Below are 1,220 nucleotides of genomic sequence, written 5' to 3' on the forward strand. Positions count from 1 at the left end.
ACACGACTCTCTTCCAATCTCCCCTACCCGGAGTTTTCGGCAGAACGTCAGGTGATCGGTAACCCGGGTTGCCGATCACCTGACGTTCTACCGACCACTCGCTCGACCTGCACCCCGCAGCGAGCGCGACCACAGGGGCTGATCTCGAGGGGTTGTGCACAGGGTGTCCTGCCGGGGCACCACGCCGGCCTCGATCTGAGCGAATCTCTTGTGTGTGAACGACACGGAGATAGTCCTGGCCCGCGAGCACGATCGCGATGCGCTGCGCCGCGCAGTCCGGGACCGGACGATGGAGAAGATCCGCCGGGGTGCCTATCGCGCTCGGCGGGACACGACCGGTGACCGGCACCAGGACGCCAGGGAGCGGGCGGTCGCACGCGTCGTCGCCGTGAGTTCCCAGCTCACCATGCCGTCGTGAGCCACGAGTCGGCCGCACTGTTGCACGGGCTGCGGCTGTGGCAGCTGCCCGTGCGCGTGCATGTCGTCCAGGCGTACCGGGCCTCATCGGCGTCCGCCCGCGATATCGCGCGGCACCGTCTGATGCTCGCCGACCACGAACGCACCACGGTCGACGGTGTGCCGGTGACCAGCCTCGCGCGCACCGTCGTGGACTGCTGCGTGTCGCTGCACCCGCTGCTCGCGCTCGTCATCGTGGATCACGCGCTCGCGCTCGGCCTGGACATCGAGCGCGCACGCGAGATCGTCACCGGGATGCGGGACGTGCGCGGACGCCGTCGGGCGCTCCTGGTGCTCGAGCTGGCGGACGCGGGAGCGGAGTCCGCGTGGGAGACGTGGCTGCGGTACCTGGTCCTGAGAGCGGGCCTGCCACGACCGGTGACGCAGCTTCGCGTGCGCACGCCGCACGGCGACTTCCGGGCCGATCTGGGCTGGGTGGAGTTCCGGCTGCTGGCCGAGTTCGATGGCCGGGTGAAGTACCTCGCCGGAGTGCTCGGCCCGCAGCACGACGCCGGCCGCGCGCTGTTCGACGAGAAGCGCCGCGAGGACCATCTGCGGGAGGAACGCTGGGGAGTGGTGCGCGTGACGTCGTCGGACGGCGCCGGCCCTGCGCTCGCCCGGGTGCTGCGCCACGTGCCGGAGGAGGTGCGCGCCGCTCTGACCCCGCTCCATCTGCTCCCGCCCCCGCCGGGTGCCGTGGGCCGCCCACGTGGTCGGTAGAACGTCAGGTGATCGGTAACCCGGGTTGCCGATCACCTGACGTT

2 protein-coding genes are annotated in these 1,220 nt (G+C 70.6%); both read left to right on the plus strand.

Annotated elements, in window-relative coordinates; translation table 11 throughout:
- Positions 1–214: 214 nt before the first annotated feature.
- Positions 215–418 carry a hypothetical protein gene (locus AB0F40_RS27530; RefSeq protein WP_357475526.1) on the plus strand — a complete coding sequence of 68 codons (204 nt, stop codon included), beginning with the start codon at positions 215–217 and terminating at the stop codon, positions 416–418.
- Positions 415–1,176 carry a hypothetical protein gene (locus AB0F40_RS27535; protein WP_357475528.1) on the plus strand — a complete coding sequence of 254 codons (762 nt, stop codon included), beginning with the start codon at positions 415–417 and terminating at the stop codon, positions 1,174–1,176. The genes AB0F40_RS27530 and AB0F40_RS27535 overlap by 4 nt, the downstream gene beginning before the upstream one ends.
- Positions 1,177–1,220: the final 44 nt, after the last annotated feature.

The organism is Promicromonospora sp. NPDC023987 (assembly GCF_040639055.1).
In the GTDB taxonomy this organism is placed as follows: domain Bacteria; phylum Actinomycetota; class Actinomycetes; order Actinomycetales; family Cellulomonadaceae; genus Promicromonospora.